Source organism: Mesorhizobium sp. WSM4810 (genome assembly GCF_055811235.1).
This window is the reverse complement of sequence record NZ_JBVVQV010000014.1, coordinates 1-16775: the sequence shown is the minus strand read 5'-3', so window position 1 is coordinate 16775 and position 16775 is coordinate 1. Positions and strand designations below refer to the sequence as shown.

The 16775-nt window shown below is 59.1% G+C and carries 16 protein-coding genes and 1 pseudogene; 11 read left to right on the top strand and 6 right to left on the bottom strand.

What is annotated here, in order from left to right:
* Positions 1-178: 178 nt before the first annotated feature.
* A complete protein-coding gene (locus AC0L3O_RS20105) occupies positions 179-1927 on the bottom strand; it encodes an adenylate/guanylate cyclase domain-containing protein (protein ID WP_473616411.1) in 1749 nt (582 codons plus the stop codon).
* A gap of 290 nt (positions 1928-2217) precedes the next feature.
* Here AC0L3O_RS20105 and AC0L3O_RS20100 point away from each other — a divergent pair.
* A protein-coding gene (locus AC0L3O_RS20100; protein WP_287346149.1) for an IS5 family transposase occupies positions 2218-2978 on the top strand; the annotation gives its coding sequence in 2 pieces (ribosomal slippage) (positions 2218-2887 and positions 2887-2978; 762 coding nt in all).
* A 59-nt stretch (positions 2979-3037) separates the two neighbouring features.
* Here the strand turns inward: AC0L3O_RS20100 and AC0L3O_RS20095 are convergent.
* Positions 3038-3751 carry a gamma-glutamylcyclotransferase gene (locus tag AC0L3O_RS20095; protein ID WP_473616410.1) on the bottom strand — a complete coding sequence of 238 codons (714 nt, stop codon included), beginning with the start codon at positions 3749-3751 and terminating at the stop codon, positions 3038-3040.
* Between the two features lie 407 nt (positions 3752-4158).
* Between AC0L3O_RS20095 and AC0L3O_RS20090 the strand changes: the two genes are divergently transcribed.
* The 5 genes from AC0L3O_RS20090 to AC0L3O_RS20070 all read left to right on the top strand — a co-directional run bounded on the left by AC0L3O_RS20090 (position 4159) and on the right by AC0L3O_RS20070 (position 10006).
* On the top strand, positions 4159-4998 hold the full coding sequence (locus tag AC0L3O_RS20090) for a class I SAM-dependent methyltransferase (RefSeq protein WP_473616409.1): 840 nt from the start codon (positions 4159-4161) through the stop codon (positions 4996-4998).
* 525 nt (positions 4999-5523) lie between these two features.
* Positions 5524-6210 carry a gamma-glutamylcyclotransferase gene (locus AC0L3O_RS20085; RefSeq protein ID WP_287346142.1) on the top strand — a complete coding sequence of 229 codons (687 nt, stop codon included), beginning with the start codon at positions 5524-5526 and terminating at the stop codon, positions 6208-6210.
* Between the two features lie 268 nt (positions 6211-6478).
* Positions 6479-7984 carry a winged helix-turn-helix domain-containing tetratricopeptide repeat protein gene (locus tag AC0L3O_RS20080; protein ID WP_473616407.1) on the top strand — a complete coding sequence of 502 codons (1506 nt, stop codon included), beginning with the start codon at positions 6479-6481 and terminating at the stop codon, positions 7982-7984.
* A gap of 430 nt (positions 7985-8414) precedes the next feature.
* Entirely contained in the window at positions 8415-8903 is a 489-nt protein-coding gene (locus AC0L3O_RS20075) for a cupin domain-containing protein (RefSeq protein ID WP_245277707.1), read from the top strand.
* A 665-nt stretch (positions 8904-9568) separates the two neighbouring features.
* Positions 9569-10006 carry a YybH family protein gene (locus tag AC0L3O_RS20070; protein ID WP_027152611.1) on the top strand — a complete coding sequence of 146 codons (438 nt, stop codon included), beginning with the start codon at positions 9569-9571 and terminating at the stop codon, positions 10004-10006.
* Between the two features lie 380 nt (positions 10007-10386).
* Here AC0L3O_RS20070 and AC0L3O_RS20065 read toward each other — a convergent pair whose 3' ends face one another.
* A complete protein-coding gene (locus tag AC0L3O_RS20065; protein ID WP_023798997.1) occupies positions 10387-11973 on the bottom strand; it encodes an adenylate/guanylate cyclase domain-containing protein in 1587 nt (528 codons plus the stop codon).
* A 398-nt stretch (positions 11974-12371) separates the two neighbouring features.
* Here AC0L3O_RS20065 and AC0L3O_RS20060 point away from each other — a divergent pair, with 398 nt between their 5' ends.
* The 5 genes and pseudogenes from AC0L3O_RS20060 to AC0L3O_RS20040 all read left to right on the top strand — a co-directional run bounded on the left by AC0L3O_RS20060 (position 12372) and on the right by AC0L3O_RS20040 (position 15002).
* Complete coding sequence (locus tag AC0L3O_RS20060; protein ID WP_473616406.1) at positions 12372-12566, top strand: hypothetical protein; 195 nt, start codon at positions 12372-12374, stop codon at positions 12564-12566.
* 5 nt (positions 12567-12571) lie between these two features.
* Positions 12572-12772, top strand: a pseudogene (locus AC0L3O_RS20055) (adenylate/guanylate cyclase domain-containing protein); the annotation flags it as partial.
* 380 nt (positions 12773-13152) lie between these two features.
* Positions 13153-13680: a hypothetical protein gene (locus AC0L3O_RS20050; protein ID WP_473616494.1), complete on the top strand. Its 528-nt coding sequence runs from the start codon at positions 13153-13155 to the stop codon at positions 13678-13680.
* A complete protein-coding gene (locus tag AC0L3O_RS20045) occupies positions 13608-14087 on the top strand; it encodes a hypothetical protein (RefSeq protein WP_473616405.1) in 480 nt (159 codons plus the stop codon). The genes AC0L3O_RS20050 and AC0L3O_RS20045 overlap by 73 nt, the downstream gene beginning before the upstream one ends.
* A gap of 210 nt (positions 14088-14297) precedes the next feature.
* The gene (locus AC0L3O_RS20040) at positions 14298-15002 is read left to right on the top strand and encodes a gamma-glutamylcyclotransferase (RefSeq protein ID WP_236378985.1); all 705 of its coding nucleotides are present in this window, start codon (positions 14298-14300) and stop codon (positions 15000-15002) included.
* Between the two features lie 131 nt (positions 15003-15133).
* On the opposite strand, the gene AC0L3O_RS20035 is transcribed toward AC0L3O_RS20040, so the two are convergent.
* The 3 genes from AC0L3O_RS20035 to AC0L3O_RS20025 form a co-directional block, all read right to left on the bottom strand.
* Positions 15134-15667: a hypothetical protein gene (locus tag AC0L3O_RS20035; protein WP_473616403.1), complete on the bottom strand. Its 534-nt coding sequence runs from the start codon at positions 15665-15667 to the stop codon at positions 15134-15136.
* A 56-nt stretch (positions 15668-15723) separates the two neighbouring features.
* Positions 15724-16224 (bottom strand): DUF4062 domain-containing protein, encoded by a 501-nt coding sequence (locus tag AC0L3O_RS20030; RefSeq protein WP_473616402.1) that lies wholly within the window; start codon positions 16222-16224, stop codon positions 15724-15726.
* A gap of 224 nt (positions 16225-16448) precedes the next feature.
* Positions 16449-16775, bottom strand: a 327-nt coding sequence (locus AC0L3O_RS20025; RefSeq protein ID WP_473616400.1) for a Crp/Fnr family transcriptional regulator, incomplete at its 5' end; no start/stop codon positions are given.

The following is a 16775-nucleotide window of genomic DNA, read 5'->3' as shown; positions in this document are numbered from 1 at the left end:
TGATAATTGCTCTCGTCCAGGTCAGAGGACGCTGGAGATTCAACCAAGCCATCTCGAACTAGGCCGTGAACCCATAAATCAGCCGGGCGGACGACTTGCCGCCGTCCGCTATGCACCGAAAGCGACCAACGTTTGCAGCGCAGCTAAAAGAAGCAATGGGCCATAAGCAGAAGTTAACTCAACTTGCCCGTAAGGGGCTCACATACTGCTCCGGCAGCCCCGCCTTCCGCAGGGCATCCATCAAGTGTTGCTGAGCTTCAGGGCGTGCGTAGTGCAGTACCTGGATCACATTCCGAAGCGATAAATCCGGTTTCACCAGCTTCACCTTGGCGATCACCTCACTTGCACCAGTTAAGTCGCCTAATTGCGCACGCGCGGCGGCTAGGTACAAGAAGCCACTGGAGCGTTGTACAGGGACACTCTCGAGTGCTTCGACTGCGTCAGTATATCGAGCGAGGTCAAAGAGCGTCAGGCCGCGAACCGCTGCAAACCAATCGGGCACGAAGGGACCCAAGCCTATGGCGGCATCGATTGTGGCCAACGCATCGGCCGGCCTGCCACTGGCGCGCTGCCAGTTCGCGTAGTCGCCCTTAATCTGTATATCGGCCGGATTGAGTGTCAGCGCCCTGTCAAAATGGAAGCGTGAACGGTCATGGTCGCCTGTCCAAAGGTAGTAGAGCGCTCTTGCCCAATGAGACGTGGCGTCGTTGGCATCTAGTTCCAGCGCTTGTTTCGAAGCGCTCTCAGCCTTGGCCATCTGATCGTCATCGAGCAGAATGACATTGCTCATGGTAAGAGCTATCGCCAGCCAGGCATGAGCAAGTGCAAAATGCGGATCGACGGCAATTGCGCGCTCAAGTAGGGGTACGGCTTCGGCATCACGCTGATGGTCACATAGATCGCGGCCTTGTAACAGACAGTCATAAGCCGACCAGCTAGTCGTTGGTTTTGCACGGGCTTTTGCTGCTTCTGCAGCGTACATACGGCCCTCCAGCATTGTTACGATTGCGGCCACAACAAGGTCCTGGATAGCGAAGATATCCTGCGCATCGCGATCGTAGCGGTCGGCCCAGACGTGATTGCCAGTTCTGGCATCGACCAATTGGGCTGTGATGCGTATTCGGTCGCCCAATTTGCGTAGACTACCCTCAACTACATAGGCAACGCCCAGTTCCCGCGCTACTTCGATATGACTTTCTCCTCTGTTGGCAAAATGAAACGACGCGTGGCGAGCTACTACGGATAGGCCGCGAAAGCGGGCGAGTTCGGTAATGATATCCTCGGTGATCCCATCGGAAATGTACTGTTGCCCGGGATCACCACTCATGTTGGTAAATGGCAGTACTGCTATGGACGGTTTGATTCGTTCTACCGCTGTTGGTCGCACCGATGTTCCTGAGGGAGCTCCCAGACGATAGACCCGGACCGGCTGGGCGATATTCTTGAGTTGCTGCTCACCCATGTCTTCAAACGAGAGATCAAGGCGACTTCCTACGTTGTCATGAACCATGCCGGTGACTGCAATGCCGCCCGCCGGGGCAAGTCCCTCGATCCGCGCAGCGACGTTCACGCCTTCACCGAAAACATCGCCATCCTCAGCAATCACATCCCCCAAGTTGACGCCAATGCGGAGTTGGATGGCTCGGTCCTCTGGCAGCTCTGCGTTCCGTGCTGCCATATCCTTCTGTAATGCAACTGCGCAGGCCACGGCCTTCACGACGCTGGGGAATTCCGCGAGAAAGCCATCCCCCATAGACTTAAACAGCCGACCTTGGTGCTCGGCGATCCTAGTTTCGATCACTTCGGCGCGGAGGTTCCGCACGACCGTCAGAGTGCCGTCCTCGTCCACGCCCATGAGGCGACTGTAACCGACTACATCGGCTGCAAGGATTGCAGCCAGATGGCGCTGAACGGAGTTCTCCACCACTCGATAGTGCCCCAGTTGGTCACCTGGGCTCCCTTGCAGAGCCTGGTTGATGACACGATAGCACTGCCGCGCCTGGCCGCAACCAGTGGTCCCAGAGCGAAGTCAGGCTGCTACGCGTCATGTCTGCTAGGGGTGATTCGCGACCGGGTCGAGCCAGTGGCAAGTCCGGCCAAGTCCGCTATGCCGCCGAAAAGTAAATTCAAAGCATTAGCGGCAAGGCTATAAGTCGTGGCGGGTTGATGGCGCTGCCCGAGACGTGAATTCAATCTCCAAAAACGGAGCTTCGAATCATGCGCTACGAGCTCAGCGATTGCGAATGGACCGCCATCAGACCGTTGCTGCCGAACAAGCCGCGCGGCGTTCGGCGCGTAAATGACCGTCGCGTGCTCAATGGCATCTTTTGGGTCCTGCGTTCAGGTGCCCCTTGGCGCGACCTGCCGGAGAACTACGGTCCCCGGACGACTTGTTACAATCGCTTCGTTCGGTGGCGGCGGGCTGGCGTCTGGGACCGGATCATGGATGCACTGGCGGCCGGTCGTGACGCGGCGGTGCAGATGATCGATACCTCCGTCGTGCGCGTGCACCAGCACGGAGCCTGTATCGCAGACAACACTCAGCAAGATATGGGTCGCTCACGCGGTGGCCTCACCAGCAAGATACATGCGGTCGTTGACTCCAATGGTCTGCCGGTCCACCTCGCCCTCACGCCGGGTGAGGCGCATGACAATCGGCTGTGTTCGGTCCTTCTCAGCGCCTTGCTTCCAGGAACGATGCTGCTCGCGGATCGGGGATACGACGCGGACTGGATCAGGGAGTTTGCCCGTCAGCAAGGCGCATGGGCGAACATTCCGCCGAAACGCAATCGCAAAGACCCGATTTGCTTCAGCTCGTATCTGTATCGCGCGCGCAACCTGATCGAACGGTTCTTCAACAAGATCAAGCAATGTCGGCGTGTTGCGACCGATACGACAAACTCGCGGCCAACTACCTGGCCCTCGTCAAGCTCGCATCAATCCGCGTCTGGTTGCGTGCTAATGAGTCCGTGCCCTAGGGAATGGAGGCAAAGGACCAGAACTAGTGGTCATGGTCTGAGGGTTGAGTCCCGTTGGCTCATTTCGCGGGAAGATCTTCGGCCGTCGACGCTTCGATGCGTTCGGCTACCAGCTCCTGCAAACGCCACAATTGGCTGTCGTGAATCCCCATACCTTCAAGGTGACTTACAGTGCTGTGAAGATAGTCGGCCATGGAACCCCACGGACCGCACGCGACCGCGAGCGCGTCGGCGATCTGTTCCAGCGACAGCCCGCGGACATAGCGTCCGCTGTTCCGGTTAATCACAAAGGTGATCGCTTGGAGCGGTCCGTTCTCGGTGCGAACATTCACCCAGCGCGGCGAATGAGCGGACGGCTTGGCGCGCATCTCACGACGAAAGAGCCTGCCGAGATTGGCCTCGATAGCATCCGGCGGCAGGCGATAGACCGCGCCCTTGCACTGCCCGCCACGGTCGAGCGACAACATGAGACCGGGGTTGCTGTCTGATCCACGAAACCACCGGTCCCAACCGAGGCAGAAGGAGCGGTGCCACCCGGGCACGAAGCCTACCCGCTGCTCCACGAAATCACAGGCCGGGTTCCACATCAGAGATCCATAGGCAAAGAGCCAGACCTCATCAGCTGACGGTGCGGCGGCTAGTATCGCCCGGACGGTGTCATCATGATCGGCATCGGACGGCGCGGTGAAGGGCTGTGGCAGAGAATCGTCCGCACTGAGGACTCTGGCGACCAGCTCGGGCGTTAGCCGCATTCGACTTGGTTTCGGGGCCATCGCTCGCTACACTCGCAGCAGTCGACCAAGGCATCAAGTGTCAGATTCGCACCACTAGCTACCTAGGACAGAGTCTGTTGGTGCGGGGGAACAATGTCGATCAAAGTAGGGGCGGAACGGCGCTCAATCAGACGCTGACGGCTTTTGGGTGGCAGATGCAAACGCTTCTTTAGCAATCAGTATTGGTCAGGTTGCTATCAGATTCCCGGTCGGGCGGAAGACGCGCGCCGCTGTCCGGACGGTTCATATAGGGAAGCAAACGCGCCAATGTCGTCCCGGTTAGGGATGTCTAGTGTGAAAATCGAATCAGCCCCTTGAAAGGGCGGGCACTTTCCCCGCCGCCAAGGCCTGTCCTTGTGGCAATTCCGATATACGATCGGAACGTTTCCATTTTGAGGGAGATGACTATGGCCTCACAAATCCGCACGGCTGTTGATTTTTACGAGCGTCATCCGATATCGGCTCAGATCATCCTGACCAAGCTGGAGGCAGCACGCGGCACTCTTGATGGCTTGCGTCCGGACGAGTTGTTCCCACACGATCAGGATCACTACGGCGGCACGCTTGCCAATGATGCACTGGCCAAGTGCGCGCATATCGGCTCCGGCACCAAGGTCGTCGACTTGTGCGCTGGTCTCGGCGGCCCGGCCCGCTATCTGGCACATTGCTACGGCGCGTTTGTCACCGGCGTCGAACTGACGCCTGCGCGAGTTGCAGGCGCTTCGGACCTGACACGGCGTGTTGGGCTGAACAAGCAAGTCCAGGTCATCGAGGGTAATGTCATGGCTCTGCCACTGCCTGACGAAAGCCAGGATGCGGTCGTAAGCCAAGAAGCTTTGTTCCATGTACCAGACCTCGCGCGTGCCTTGAGCGAGGCGCATCGCGTGCTGCGGCCGGGTGGTCGCATCGCTTTCACCGACTGGATCGCTCATAAGCCATTGTCAGCCGCGGACGAAAAGCTTCTGTGGGACGGCATGGCGGCGGCAACCCTCATCAATATCGACCGACACGAGGAATTGCTGCGTGGCGCTGGTTTTGAAATCGAATCGATTGAAGATGAGACGGACAGATGGGGCATCATTCTCGCCGAGCGCCTGCGCATGTACCAGAAGCTGCGCGGCGAGGCCGAGCAAGCCAGCGCACCGGCTGGCCACGACGACTTTTACGAATCCTATGTGCTGTTCGTTAGTCTGGTGCAACAGAAGATCATGGGTGGCGCCAGATTTGCTGCAGTCAAACCCGCCTGATGCGAGACCGGCAACGGAGGTCGTGCGATGATGCAACGTTCCCCTCGACAGTTGGAGGGCGCAGGCGGCATGTCTCCTAGTGGCCCTTCTCGGGAGCCCGGCGATGTCCGGTTTTGCGCCGCTGTTGGGGATGAGCGGACATGAAGCGCGCTGAAATCGGCCCCGATTATGAGTACACGGCCTACAACGGTGCTCCAAAGTTCGCCTGAACTTCCGCTCCTGGTCGAATCGATCTTCGTGGCGGAGTTCGCGAGTGTCCGGAGATGGCGCGCGTGGTCAGTTGATGCGTTCAGACTTCAGATTGCCTGATGAGGTTCGGGAAGGTCCGGGGTGCGGAAACCTGCCCTCGAAATTGGCTGCCGAAATGACTTGATTGCGCCTGCCTGCAGACATTCTGCGGTACGGCCGCGCACCGACTAGACCAAGCCAAAATCAGAAAAACTTCAGAACGACGTCGGTACAGGCTCCTTTCGCGGACGCATAATGCGCTCGAACCGAGACGAAAAGCGTTGAGCATGTACCAACATGATGCTGACCCTCACCCCTGAACTTGTAGCCAAGGCCCATCGCCACGTCGTCGATCCAGGACCGCGTTCAGGGACTATCTATCTGCAGGACGAGGATTATGCGTGGTGGGTTGATCATATCCTTACAGGACGCGGGCAGAGCCGCGAATTCTTGGTGTTCGCCTACGGCTCCCTGATCTGGAAACCGGAATTTGCGGCCGTCGAGGAACGGATCGCACATGCCTACGGCTGGCATCGCGCGTTTGCGCTCAAAATCACTCGCTGGCGGGGCTCACCGGAACGTCCTGGCCTTATGCTGGCGCTCGATCGGGGTGGCGCGTGCAAAGGGATCGCCTATCGCCTGCCGGAGGAGGGATTGACCGAGGCGTTGGGCAAGCTGTTGCGACGCGAGATGTCTGCAAAACCGCCGTCGAACGTGCCTCGCTGGATAGGGCTCGAGACCGCACAAGGTCCGGTCCGAGCGCTCGCATTCGTGGTCGATCGCAACGCGCCCGCCTATGCCGGCTCGCTCGAACTAGGACAGGTGGCTGACACTTTGGCGACCGCAGCCGGACACTGGGGTTCATGCGCCGAATATCTCTACAACACCATCACTCACCTCGAAGCCAGGGGCATCCGAGACCGGAAGCTCTGGCAGCTTCAGGCGTTGGTCGCCGAACGGCTGCAAGCAGAAAAACGGGCTTGAAAGGAACGCGAGATGCTTCATTCCCTCGAGCGCACAAACGAAATCCGGCAGGAACTTTTCGAGCTTCTCGCGAGCAGCGCGGCAACCTTTTGGTGCTGCCCGTCACAAGCCTCCATTACGGAGGGGCTGGAAGCGGCATTGACAGCCATTGAAACCGACCATTCCTTGGAACGTCCGTCGGAGCCAAGCCGACCTCCCTTCTTGATGCGAATTGCAGGTTGTTGGCCTATAAAGGTTTGGCTTAGCCAATTCGGGAACACGGCTTTCGATGGCGACCGAAGCGTCAGCTCAAGCCTGTCGTCTGGGGAAGTTCAGCTTCGACCCCAGCTGCGGAGCGTTGTCTTACGACCGTGAGATCATCTTTCTGCGGCCGAAAGCCCAGGTCCTCCTTTCGCACTTGGTCCGAAATGCCGGCCGTGTGGTTTCGAAGTCGGAGCTTCTCGATGCAGTCTGGCCGGAAGTGACGGTCACCGAAGATTCGCTGACCCAGTGTGTCCGCGAGATCAGAAAGGCCCTCGGGGATGAAGCGCAGGCGCTGGTCCGCACAGTCTCCCGGCGAGGTTACATGCTGGCAGTCGCAAGGGAACCCGACCTGACAACAGACGCACCAGCAGTCGCCGTTCTCCGCTTCCAGCATGGAACCGACGATCCGACCGAAATCGCGATCTCCGACGGCATTGCTGAAGACATTCTCAATGGTTTGGGTCGATTCAGGGCCGTAACGGTGCTTGCACGGAGCACGAGTTTCGCGGTGAGCGGCGAAGCGGCCCAAGAGTGGAGGACGCTTGGCGAAAAGCTTGGTGCCGACTACTTCGTCGATGGCGATATCAAACGCTTGGGCGGCACTTTCGACGTCGGGGTTCGTCTGACAGAGGCCTCCCGTGGGGTTCAGCTTTGGAGTGACCGATATCTGGCACAAGATACCGAGATTTTCTCCGTCCAGAACGAGATCGCGCATCGCATCGTCAGCCGCCTCGTCTCGCGTCTGGAGGATGCCGGGCTGCAACGGATGTCGAGCAAGCCGACTGACAGTCTTGCCGCCTATGAATTGGTGCTTCGAGGTATTGCCGCGTTGCGCGGCTATCGGCCCCAAGACAATGAGGACGCTCGCCAGTTGTTCGAAGCAGCAATCGAAAAGGACCCGCATTACGGCGTTGCACAGTCCTATCTGGCGCTGTCGCAGGTCATCATCGGCGGGTACGCCATGGCATCCACGAAGGTGCTTGCCGGGGCGCTCGACCTCGCCCTCAAAGGTGTGACGCTGGCCCCCGAAGACCCGCGGTGTCACCGAATTCTAGCTATCGTTCGGCTGTATCTCAGGCAGCACGACGCCGCCGAACAGCACGTCAGACGCTCGCTCGACCTCAATCCTCATGACGCCGACACCGTTTGTCAAATGGGCTATCTGATGACCATGCGCGGCAGGCCGCTTGATGGCCTGGCTTGGATAGACCGGGCGTTTCGCCTCAATCCCATCCATCCGGACTGGTACCACTATGATCGGTCTGTGGCACTGTATTCAATCGGTGAATATCGGTCGGCGGCAACAGAACTTGAGAGATTGCCTCTGCTCGGTCCCGGTGCCCGCGTCCGACTCGCCGCCTGCTACGCTCAGATGGGAGAACTACAAATCGCCAAGCAGCATTTAGGCGCGGCCGCTGTGGCAGGGTTTTCCCCGTTGGATTACGTCAAGAATGGCATTGTCTTCGAGCACGCTGCCGATATCGAGCATCTTGTCGAAGGCGTGAGGAAGGCATCCGCACAGGCAGAATAGCGCCGCATGTCCTCGGCGGAGGGGATGACAGCTGTTCGCGATTTCCGGACGTTTGACCGTAACTCCACTTGGTCGGCTTCGGGTTCGACACCGCCCGAAGCACGAACGGCAGCTTTGGAGAAGCGCTATGAATGTCAAGAAATGGCGCGACCGAGCCGGCCGCCTCATGGGCTCGGATAATACCGCGATGGAGCGTTCTACGTCTCAAATCGGGTGGAATCTTGCCGTCTGATCTGACTACCGGAATGTGAAGCTAGCGCCATATCCTGACCTACACAGCGGGAACAGGTAAGGTCGCCTCACGCCCCGATTCCCGACGGTGGGGGTTGGCTGGGATGGCGACCACCGATCAGTTGATTTGACAATTGGTCGGGTCGGGCTCTGGATGGTTTGTTCGTGCGCACCACGCACATGCTAAATGGAGGAAGCGATGAAATCTATGAATCGCAGATCCACACTTGCCTTCGGTATTACAGTTGCAGCAGTTTTGACCGTATGTGGAGGTTCGGCATTCGCGGACGATATGGACGTGACCCTGCTTACGCCTGACAAGCTGGTATGGAAGGATAATCCTAGCCTGCCAAAAGGGGCTAAAGTCGCTGTCTTGACGGGCGATCCGACAAAGACTGGCGAAGTGGTTGTCACACGCTCCAAGTTTCCGCCCAACTATCAGATTCCGCCCCACACTCACCCGTATGCCGAGACCATCACCCTGGTCAGCGGCAGCATTGGCTTTGGAGTCGGCGAAAAGGGCGAAAAGACTGGCGACCTGCTAAAACCCGGAGCCTTCCACGCGCTGCCAGCAAATCAAGCGCATTACGTCTGGACGGGAGGCGAAGAGACTATCATCGAGGTTCATTTCGTCGGACCGTTTCGTATTACTTACATCAACCCGGCTGACGATCCGCGCAAGAAGTGAAATGCGGCTCAGCCGGCTACTTTGCACCTCGCACACAGTTGTTGCCCGGAATAGAAGCGCGAGCTTTACCTCACGCGGATAAATGCAAACCGCATCAACGGAAGCGGAGCTCGGCAGCTCAGGCTCCCTCTCTCTCCTTCTGCCAAAAATCGTGGCCCATTGGCGATATTAAGAAAGCTGGTCCCGGAGACGTTGGAATTTGCCACTGGGGCATGACCGCCTCGGATCATTCCGAACGGGAAGGTCGCGCCAGGAGGGGTCTTTCGATGCTCTGCCGCTGTGATTTCGGCTGTCGTGATTGGGTCACGGATTGTCGTAGCGCTGCCCAGAAGGAAGGGCATGGAAGGGTCGGATCAGGTCGTAGCGCGAACGGCAGGTTTGGAGCAGCGCCATGAAGGTCAGCAAATGGCGCGACCGAGCCAGCCGAAGGATTCGTTCTGCCGTACAGCCGCGGAGCGTTCTACATCGCGGTCGGGTGGAAACCGGCCATTTGCCGAGCCGTCTCAAAGCGCTGTCGCGAAACTTGTCTTGGCCCTGCTATACTGACCAAGCCAACCCGCGCTGCGCCGCAGTTAGTGAAATGCCTCACCGCTGCGGACACACAGAATGTTGAACCTGCAGGAGTCGCCAGTCCGGATCAGAAATAAAACGACAGGGAGGATGACGTGTCTCTCGACGCCAATGATTTCGATCAAGCAGTTGAAAAATATCACCTAGCCCTGGATGAGTTCATGAAAGGAAACCCCGCGCCTGCGAAGAAGCTCTTTTCCCAACGAGACGATGTAACACTGGGCAATCCCTTTGGCCCTTTCGCGCATGGATGGAAGCAGGTCGCTGAGACGATGGAGCAAGCGGCATCGAATTACAGGGACGGCGACGCTACCGGCTTCGAGAGCATAGCGAAGTGTGTGACGTCTGAGCTGGCATACCTCGTCGAAGTAGAGCAGCTCAGGTCCAAGGTTGGCGGTCGGAGCGATGTCACACCTCTAGCGTTACGCGTGACGAGCGTCTTTCGCCCAGAAGATGGTCTCTGGAAGATTGTGCATCGTCATGCCGATCCGATAATGACGGCTCAGCCGGCCGATTCGGTACTCCGCCAATAGGCGCGGTTGTGGTTTTGGGGAGCGATCGATCTCGCAAACCCCTTGCTGCGGCAGCGCGGCTATTCTTCAGTCCGTTCTCTGCGAAGGGTCGGCCCATGTCATCAGGCTCGCAGCATCGGACGGCCGCTTTGGGTCCCCATCAAGTCATAGCGCGAACGTCAGGTTTGTAGATGCGCCATGAACGTCGCGAAATGGCGCAACCACGGCCCTAAGCGAGGTTCTTGGGATGTCGGCTTTCAGGAAGGGGCAATGCTGATCTCAACGTCCGATTTTGAGCGCGAAGCGGTCATCCATGGCTCCACTACGGGAGTCTGCTTCGGGTCGAGGGTGCGTCTCCGAAACGGCTCTGTAGCGGCAGAAACGGACGTTCAAGGACCCTGCTAAAAAGTAGCGGGCTTGCTTCGGGCGGTTAAGGCCAGGAGCGCCTCCGAAAGACGTTTCTTTGCCCGTTCGACCCCGTTCTCGTCGATCGCTTCGACATCGAGGAACAGGTCGAGGCCAGTCGCGTGCTCGCTGATGACCTGAGGGCGCTGTGCCAGTTCACCAAGGAGGCCCTCGACTTCATAGGGGACAACCTCCCGACTGATCCCCTTCATGGCGATCGGCGCCAACGGACGCGCTCGGACAAGGTCGCGCACGAGCGCATAGGTCTCATAGCTAAGGCAGATGCCGCCAGGTTCGGCAATCGATTGCAGGCGGGCCGCTAGGTTCGCTTCGGCTCCGATGATCGTGTAGTCCATGCGATCATCGGAGCCGAAGTTGCCGACATTGCAATAGCCCGTGTTGATGCCCATGCGAGCTCGGAACGGCTGCTCAATTCCTCGATCACGCCACAACCTGTTCAGCTGCTCTAGCCGGCGCTGCATGTCGACAGCCATGCGCAAGCAGGCCCTCGCGTCCTCCTCGACACCCTTTGTCTCGGGGTCTCCGAAGAACACAAGAAGTGCGTCGCCGATGAACTTGTCGACCGTAGCCTCGTGCTTGAGCGCGATCATTGACATCTCGGTGAAGTACTCGTTGAGGAGTGCCGTGAGGTCCTCAGGCTGGAGCCGTTCCGCGATCGCGGTGAAATCTTTGATATCTGAGAAAAAGATTGTGAGCTTCTTGCGCTCGGTCGCGATAGTCACGTCCTTTTGGCCGCTGAAGATGCTTTTATAAATTTGAGGCGAGAGATATTTGGCGATCTTCAATGAAATTGCGGCGAGAAAGTCGTTTGCCTCGGCGAGTTCCGTGTTCATGCCGTGAACCAAGGCGGACTGCCGACGCTGCAGGAAAATGAACGTTAGACCCGCCGCAGCTGCGAAGCCGAAATACAGAAGCAGATACTTGAAAGAGAGGACGTTGGCCCCGATCGGCTGGGCGACCGATATCTCCTGGATACCTCGGACATCCCCCACCTTCCAGTCTGTCTTGGGGCTGTCCGGGTGCGAGTTATGGCAGTTGACGCAGACTTGTCCCATTACTACGGGAGCCGCCGCGCGAACGTGCCGGTCAAGCAGCGAACCCGAGGCTTCGATGATGGGCTCACTTGGATTGGCGCGAAAGGCAGAGATTGCGTTGCGCTCGAATGTGTCTAGCTGGTGGGGCTCGCGGCCTTTGAAAGGTAGGTCCGAGACGAAGCGATATTTGACGGACCCGTCGTGAGCGCTGATGCGCTTGCCGAGTTCGATTGAGAGGGTTGCTGGGATAGGGATCGCACCTGGCACGTCCCTGTAATTGTGCGTCGCGGTCACGGCGCCGTCTGCTTTCAGGACCCGTCCCACGACGTCGCTGCCGTAGAATCCGCGCATGTCGTCGATGATCCGGCTGATTTCGCTGGCTTGCGTGCGCAGCATGCGTTCCGACAGATCTCGGAGGTCGAGCCAGGCTGCGACGGGCAGACCTATAAGGCCGACGACCACTGCCGCAACCAGGAGCGGTCCCATGGTGCGTTGCTCACGCGCAATCTGTTCACGCAATCCAGCCATTGTCCAGGTTACCGCCCACCCGTAATCCAATACCTGAACTATACCTTCATTCGCGGCTCGCTACCAGCGCCAGTGGCTCGGTGAGAACACGATGGGGCCGGAAGCGGACTTGCGGCTTCGAGGCCTGGAATGTGAGAAGCGGACATTCAGGCGCCCCCCATGCATCGACGTGAACTGACCCATTCCGGCCGTCGCGCCGTTTCTTCTGAAGGTCGCGAAAGGATGGAAGCCGGACTACGCACAAGCGCGCTTTGTGTTAGACGTTTCGGCAACCTCTTCGAGACGTTCGCAAGGCGCTTTCCCGATGCGGCCGGCTTCGCAATGCGCTAAGCTCCTGACCTGATACGCCTAAGACGATGGCGCTGCCATTGGGAGATCGCCCGCCACGGAGCTTCGCTATGAAACGCAAAATGGCTGCCCTTATGGTCGGCGATATCGTCGGCTATTCCGGAATGATGGAGCGAGCCGAGGAGCAAACCGCGGAACGCTTGGCTAGCTGTCAGGCCCTCATTTCGGAAAAGGTCGATCTGCTCGACGGCCGGGTTTTCAAGACGACGGGCGACGGGGCCTCTCCGAATTTCCGAGCGCCGTAAACGCCGTGCGCAGTGCATTCGAGATCCGCAGCGCGCTTGCAGGCGCACAAGAGCCCGACACCGAACCTTTCAGGATGCGGTTCGGTCTCCATATCGCGGATGTCGTGGTGCAGGGCGATGATCTGGTCGGAGACGGCGTCAACCTCGCGGCGCGCATACAGGCGGCAGCCGAACCAGACTCGATCTATGTGAGCGGCGCGCTCTTCGATCATGTCCGCCGCAATTCTGCATTCATATTCGACGATATGGGCGAGCGGGCGTTCAAGAACATTACGGAATCGGTGCACCTCTATCGGGTCCGCGGCGAGATCGGAGCGCATCGGCTGCAGTCGGCGCCGACGCAACTGGTCATCACGACGGAACGGTGGCCGGCATCGGTCGCGGTGCTCCCTTTCCGGGTTTCGGGCGACGACGAGAACCAGCGCTATCTCGCCGAGGGCCTCACCGAGGAGCTTATTGTCGAACTGGGGCGGTTTCGGCGTCTTTCGGTCAGTTCGCGGAGTGCGAGCTTCGCGGTTGCGGACTCCCACCCGGATCCGGTGAGGTCGGCGAGGCTCTGGGCGTTCGATATGTGCTTGAGGGGCAGGTGCGCAAGATCGGAGAGCGGGTTTCGATCAGCCTCACGCTGTCGGAAACCGACCAGGGGACGGTGGTCTGGAGCGACAAGATCCAGCGTCCGTTCGAGGAAATCCTCGCCTTGGTTGATGGAACCGTCGCGAGGATCGCCGCGACGGTATCCGGACGGATGGAGGACGCAGCCATGGTGGCGGCGCGCCGAAAGCCGCCAGAAAACATGACCGCCTTCGACTGCCTCTTGCGCGGGCTCGATCATCACCGCCTGGGCGGCGTCACCGACGACAATGCCCGCCAGGCCGTCGGCTGGCTTTCAAAGGCGATCGAGGCCGATCCGCACTACGCGGCCGCCAATGCGTGGGGGTCTGCGCAGCGTCAGGGCTGCCGGGTTTCGACCCCGAGCAAGGTCGACGGGACATTTGCCGCGCGCTCGAGCTTGACCCCTGCGATGCCGAGGCAAACCGGATCATGGGCGCGTTTGAACTTATGGGTGGCAACTTCGACGAGGCACTGGCGCACAGCCGCAGAGCAATGGAATTGAACCCGACGGATGCCTACATCAAGGCAAGATGCGCCGCGATCTTTACCTTTGTGGGCGAAGCAGAGCGTTCCTTGCGTTTGCTCGACGACGCCGAAATGCTTGATCCATTCCTTCCTGTGTATTGCGTCGAGGAAAGGGGCGTGGCCCTCCATTTGCTGGGCCGCTATGCCGAAGCAATTGAATCCCTCGGTAGGCTAACGTTTCAGACCAACAGATCGCGCCTCTATCGGGCGGCTGCACTCGTAGAACTCAACCGAGTCGACGAAGCCAGTCGGCTCGTTAGAGAAGCTGTCGGGGGCAAGCCAGATCTTACGGCCTCCGCCTTCACCAGCGGCGAGTATTACCGCGATCCTGAGAAAGTTCGGGAGCTTGGCCGCTTGCTGAGAAAAGCAGGTTTGCCGCCATAAGGTCACTGAGCGACCGTTTGCTGGTAACGACAACCCGTTCGACAACGCAGTGGATGTCTCAATGGCTCGACTCCGGCCGTTTGCGATCGAAACAGGGAATGGCGGGTTGTGGCGCATTCAAGCCGTGCGTTGGTTCGTATCTTGCAACGCCGGTAGCATCTGCCAAGGATACGCGATCCTGATCCGATGGAGCACGGGATGCCAAGCCAAATGAGAAAGCTGACCTTGACCGCGGACCATGTCGCGCGGGTCCACAAGGTCGTTCAAGACCAGGGCTTGACGGCAGGTGCCGAGCTACACACCGATGCTGACTACGACCGCTGGGTCGAGCAAATGATCCGAGCTCATCCGGCCCCGAAGGCACCGACCCGCCTATTCGCTTACGGCTCGTTGATCTGGAAGCCGGAGATCGAGCACATCGGTGAGCAACTAGGCGCTGCTCGGGGTTGGCATCGTGCTTTTTGCTTCCGCATGACCCGTTTTCGGGGCACGCCAGAGCAGCCCGGCCTTATGATGGCCCTCGATCGTGGAGGGCAATGCCGGGGCGTCCTGTACGACCTACCAGAGGACAACCTCGAACGCCAATTCGGCAAATTGTTTCGACGCGAGTTCACCTACAAGCCGGCCAATAGCATGCCCCGCTGGATCACGGTCGAGACCGCCTCGGGAGCCACGCCGGCGTTGACCTTTGTTATGAACCGCGCCTCGCCTCTTTATGCCGGTCGTCAGTCACTTGAAGCAGTTGCCGATGTCCTGGCCCGGGCCTGCGGTCATTGGGGCACCGGGGCCGAGTACTTGCTCAACACGGTTTCTCACCTCGAAGCCAAGGGGATACGCGACCGCAACCTCTGGCGACTTCAACGCCTTGTGGCAGAGTTGATAGAGCGAAACCCGGCGGAGCGGAACGTTCTTTGAGCCAACGGAGCGCACATCTCTTCAAGCGTCTGCAGTTGGCGCTCTGTGCTCGTTGCGGCCGACCGATTCAAACGGCAGGGCCTAACCCATCTCGGCCATTCGCGGCATAGCCAGAATGACTGAGTTTTACCCTAGTCTTCCTCCCGAAAATCCTGCAGCGAGGCGTGGCGCAGATTCTCCTCGCCGCGGAGATGCTTCACGCGGCCGATCAGCACCGGCTTGACCCATTGCGTCGCCGGCCGTTTCATCCCGTTTGGCGGGGCTCCTGCATGCTCCTGCACCCGTTTCCAGAGCCGTTCGCGCAACTCCCGGTTCAAGGTAATGAAAGCCGAGCCGACATAGCGTCCGTGCCGCGCTCGGCCATGAGCGCGAAAGCCGGCTTGCCTGCCTCGCGCTCGACGCCAAGAAGTTCGTATTCGTCGCTCGAACAGGCCTTGGTCTTCAGCCAAGCCGTGCGACACGATCACGATGGCGAGGTGACGCTTGTTCACGATGACGGGACCGTCACGGTTCGGCTTCACGGCTACGATGTTCCGGTGACGACGCGCGGGGAACGCCTCGCCGAAATACCGGATCTCTCCACCGCGTCCGCCCTCGGCAATCGCGACAGCATGCTTGGCTTTCGACACATCGACACCGACGTAAAAAACGTTATCTTGCTCCATGGCCCGTCCTTCTTCGCTTGGGGCTCGGCTCGGCACTCCCGAGCAAACCCCCGTTGCTAAACAGCTGCAAAGACTAAGGGCGGGCCGCCGCTCAGACCACGGTCATAACGTCTAATAGCCATCGCAACCTTACCCGCCAAATCGTCCTTGTTGCGCCAATGTTTGACGAGCTTCTTTTCATACAGCTTTCGGAATCTCTCGAGTTTGGCCTTTTTCTCGAACTCGACCTTTTCCGCGCCCCACGTCTTGCGAGCACCGCCTTCGAGCAAAAACGCCACGGTAGGCACGCCTTGGGCGACGGCGTACCCGTACTCCATCTGGGTGTAGCTCTTACCCTTCAACTCTGAGCCGTACCGCTCTGCTACGATGAGTACGTAGTAGTCGCTGTCATCGATGCGCCGCTTAATGTAATCCCATTGAGTGTCGTCGCTGGCTTGGAATGCCGCCATCCCCACAGGAATATGCCCGAGGTTAAGAACGGCCTCGATGACTGACCGTTTTTCGTCCACCAAATCGGCGTAGGTCGAGCTGACGAAGATTTGGTATTTAACGTCCATGCGGCTTCACCCTTCGATCCGCCCTTGTAAGTCTGCAAGCAGGCTGGGGATAACGTTCCGTGCCCGCATCAAGAAGCCCAGTCATGATTCTTGCAAGGGGTGAAGCGATCAAAGCCCGACCCGCGCGCTGGCACGCTAGGTTGCCCGGTTTGCCGGAAGGAATAATCACTTGCGGCCGAGGAGTATGAAACGTGCGGTGCCCCCCGCCGCAGCGACAGCCTTCGCTATTCCTTCTTGTCGACCAGCGCCCGTAGTGCCGAGACGTCATGCAGCAATAACCTGCTGCCGCGCTTTTCGATCAGGCCTCTCTTGGCGAGGTCGCTCATTTCGCGCGAGACCGCTTCCCTGTGCGTGCTCATCGTTGCCGCCAGCTCGGAATGCGTCGGTGCCGGGCTTATGGACACCTCGCCGTCCACGAGTGCGGCTTTCTCCGCCCGATGCAGGAGTTCGACGATCAGCCGTTTTCGCACGACCAGAGTGCTGTATTCGAATACCCGCTCGGTCATGCGCCGGAGCTGGGCAGACAGATGCTCAAGCAGCATCCAGGCGAA